The sequence below is a fragment of the Mesorhizobium intechi genome (assembly GCF_002879535.1).
Lineage (GTDB): Bacteria > Pseudomonadota > Alphaproteobacteria > Rhizobiales > Rhizobiaceae > Mesorhizobium > Mesorhizobium intechi.
This window is the reverse complement of the sequence record NZ_PNOT02000005.1, coordinates 1-2,883: the sequence shown is the minus strand read 5'-3', so window position 1 is coordinate 2,883 and position 2,883 is coordinate 1. Positions and strand designations below refer to the sequence as shown.

At 61.4% G+C, this 2,883-nt stretch carries 2 protein-coding genes and 1 pseudogene; 2 read left to right on the top strand and 1 reads right to left on the bottom strand.

Annotated elements, in window-relative coordinates:
- Positions 1 to 250: pseudogene (locus C1D09_RS00275) on the bottom strand (acetylornithine deacetylase); the annotation flags it as partial.
- Between the two features lie 236 nt (positions 251 to 486).
- On the opposite strand from C1D09_RS00275, the gene C1D09_RS00270 reads away from it, so the two are divergent.
- Positions 487 to 1,389: a GNAT family N-acetyltransferase gene (locus tag C1D09_RS00270; RefSeq protein WP_143972443.1), complete on the top strand. Its 903-nt coding sequence runs from the start codon at positions 487 to 489 to the stop codon at positions 1,387 to 1,389.
- A 654-nt stretch (positions 1,390 to 2,043) separates the two neighbouring features.
- Positions 2,044 to 2,802 (top strand): SDR family oxidoreductase, encoded by a 759-nt coding sequence (locus tag C1D09_RS00265; protein WP_143972442.1) that lies wholly within the window; start codon positions 2,044 to 2,046, stop codon positions 2,800 to 2,802.
- Positions 2,803 to 2,883 lie beyond the last annotated feature (81 nt).

The following is a 2,883-nucleotide window of genomic DNA, read 5'->3' as shown; positions in this document are numbered from 1 at the left end:
GTGCCGAACTCCATTGCGGCTCGCCGGCCGGAACGACGTCCATGTGGCCGGACAGGATGTAGCCCGGGACATTGGCAGGGCCGATCGACGCGAAAAGATTGGAGCGGTCGCCTTCCGGCCCTGGAAGCAGGGTGGCCTTGATTCCGTATCCCGCGAGGTATGCCTCGATCCACCCTGCGATGTCGCCGTTCGGCTTGCCGGCCACCGACGGAAAGGCGACGAGACGGTCGAGGAGGTCTAAGACGTCCATTTCCAGCCCTCAAGGCATCTGGGTGCGCCGGGATTGGCGCCGTCGACCGGATGCTGCAACAATTCGCGAGAGCATGTGCGCCTTCTTTCGCGATTGCATGCCGAAAGCGGAAGTGTTTCAGTTGAATCTTGCGTTGGTGCGTGGCTTTCAAGCAAATCGTATCGGTATGGTTTGTCTAGTGTTGGCAAGGGCAGGGCGGCCATTGTGTTTCACCCTTTTCGCGATCTTTCAGAGGCATGAAATTGAAGCTGTCCGGAAGCTTGAAAATCGATGCCTTTTCAATGCGGATCGCCGACATTGAGGGTGTCGAACTGGACCGGTTGCACGCGCTCTCGCTGTCGGTGGGTTGGCCGCATCGGGCTGAGGACTGGCAATTCCTGCGCGAAACGGGAAAGGGCTTCGTGGCGCTCGACGAGATCGGCCGGGTTCTGGGTTCGGCCATGTGGTTCGGGCATGGCGCCGGTTTCGCGACCGTCGGCATGGTCATCACGTCACCGCGGCTTCAGACACAGGGGGCGGCGCAATGGCTGATGAAGCGGGTCTTCGACAGGATCCCCGGTCGCGATCTGCGTCTCAACGCGACCCGTGCTGCCCGGCGGCTTTATCTCTCGCTCGACTTCCAGCCGGAGAAGACCGTTTATCAATGCCAGGGCGTCGCCCGCGTGCCGGCAACGGGCCTGCCGGCGGATCCGCGCGGCGATCTCCGGACTTTGGACACAACCGATATTCCGGCAGCGATAGCGCTCGACGCGGCGGGATTTGGCGTGAGGCGAGCAGTACTCATTGAAAGGCTCTTCGCGCATTCGGCCGGCTATGGGCTTTTCAAAGGGAGCCAGTTGAGCGCTTTCGCGCTGTGCCGGCCGTTCGGGCGGGGCCATGTCGTGGGGCCGGTCGTGGCTGAAAACGATGCCGACGCCGTGGCTGTCGTGCGGCCGCACGTCGCCGATCATTCGGGGTCCTTCCTTCGGGTCGACACCCATATGGCCAGTGGCGAGTTCGCCGCCTTTCTCTCGCACGCCGCAATGCCGGTCTTCGACACGGTGATGACCATGTCGTTGGGCAAGCGTCTCGCCGATTTTGTTGCGGGCGGTGCAACCAAACCGATGACTTATGCGCTTGCCAGCCAAACGCTCGGGTAGTTCAGTTGCGGTGTCGGCTTTCAATCAGCGCACGACACCTGAACTCAACGGAACCCCCAGCAACATCTCCGCCGGTCTCAGCATCGATGACCGAAGCGGTGCTGGCCTCTAACCCGTGCACATCGTCTTGCCGAACCGAACTCAGGCTCAAGGAGGAAGTCGACGGGAAAGCCTTTCGCGGCGGCGCAGGACTTCACGAAACTGCGCGGCTTCCGCTGACCCGGCATTCTCTTTCTGCGTCTGCAGGTCCAACCTGGCCCTATGTCCCGATCAAGTACGGACCGTTCGACGGGAGAGGGCGCTCCGGCGCAGAATAACGTGCGTAAAGGCGTGTCTGCTTAGCTCCTCATCTCGGTCGAAGAGTTTTGATTGCTGGCCGAAGCGGCCTTCCTCCGACCTTGCTGCCAATGCGGCCCCCTGGCCGCCGCGACGGCACCCCAGCTTGGCTGGTGGATGAGCCCGCGTCTCCCTCCTGACTAGAGCCCCCAGTCTACGGATGCATCCATCCTAGACCTTCGCATCGCATGACAGATGCTTCAGTTCGATAGTTTGAGCCAGCACCCCGATGCATTGTCTGCAACGAAGACAGCTGATGCGCCGCCCCTTGGCTCGATCAGACAATCGAATCCTGAAACGCGAACGAGGAGTTTCGTCATGAAGATCGTGGTCATTGGTGGCACCGGACTGATCGGCTCGAAGACAGTCGAGCGGCTGCGCAGGAAAGGCCACACGGTGTTGGCGGCGTCACCGAATGGCGGTGTCAACACAATCACCGGCGAGGGCCTCGCCGAAGCACTCGCGGGGGCGCAAGTCGTCATCGACCTTGCGAATTCGCCGTCCTTCGAGGACAAGGCGGTTCTGGAGTTCTTCCAGACCTCCGGCCGGAACCTGCTCGCGGCAGAAGCCAAGGCCGGCGTCAAGCACCATATCGCACTTTCGATCGTCGGCGCCGAGCGGTTGCCGGATAGCGGCTATATGCGCGCCAAGGTGGTCCAGGAAAAGATCATCCGAGGCTCCGGCATTCCCTACACCATCGTCCACTCGACGCAGTTTTTCGAGTTTCTCGGCGGCATCGCCCAGTCGGGAACGGTCGGGAACGTCACCACGGTTTCGAGTGCTTATTTTCAGCCGATCGCATCTGACGACGTCGCGGACATCATGACCGATGTTGCGCTGGCGCCTCCGGTCAACGGCGTGATCGAGATCGCAGGCCCGGAGCCGATCCGCATGAGCGATCTCGTCGCGCGGTTCCTGAGGGCCACGAACGATCCGCGCAAAGTAACAGCGGATCCCCACGCACGCTATTTTGGCACTGAGTTGGACGAAAGCTCGCTGGTGCCAGGCGACCATCCGCGCATCGGCGCGATACGCTTCGAAGACTGGTTCAGCCACTCGTCGCACCAGCCGCATTGAACTGCACGAGGCGTGCCGCCGGCTCACACGGATCCAATACATAGTCGCGAAGCGGTAGTATAAAGCTAAGTTCTTTATGCT